Origin of the sequence: Citrobacter sp. Cpo074, from assembly GCF_030332745.1 — a bacterium.
Taxonomy (GTDB): domain Bacteria; phylum Pseudomonadota; class Gammaproteobacteria; order Enterobacterales; family Enterobacteriaceae; genus Citrobacter; species Citrobacter portucalensis.
Genome location: NZ_JAOWHG010000008.1, coordinates 1 through 281, shown reverse-complemented (window position 1 = coordinate 281; position 281 = coordinate 1). Strand labels below are relative to the sequence as shown.

General features: G+C 54.8%; 1 tRNA gene and 1 rRNA gene. Both read right to left on the bottom strand.

Annotation, left to right across the window (positions count from 1 at the left end):
- Window positions 1–81 (bottom strand): 5S ribosomal RNA (gene rrf / locus OGX83_RS00030); the annotation flags it as partial.
- Between the two features lie 38 nt (window positions 82–119).
- Window positions 120–195: transfer RNA gene (locus OGX83_RS00025), tRNA-Thr, on the bottom strand.
- Window positions 196–281: the final 86 nt, after the last annotated feature.

The following is a 281-nucleotide window of genomic DNA, read 5'->3' as shown; positions in this document are numbered from 1 at the left end:
CACACTACCATCGGCGCTACGGCGTTTCACTTCTGAGTTCGGCATGGGGTCAGGTGGGACCACCGCGCTACAGCCGCCAGACAAATTCTTTACTAAGTGCCGAACTTTAACCGAAAAACTGGTGCTGATACCCAGAGTCGAACTGGGGACCTCACCCTTACCAAGGGTGCGCTCTACCAACTGAGCCATATCAGCACACTAAATTTGATGCCTGGCAGTTCCCTACTCTCGCATGGGGAGACCCCACACTACCATCGGCGCTACGGCGTTTCACTTCTGAG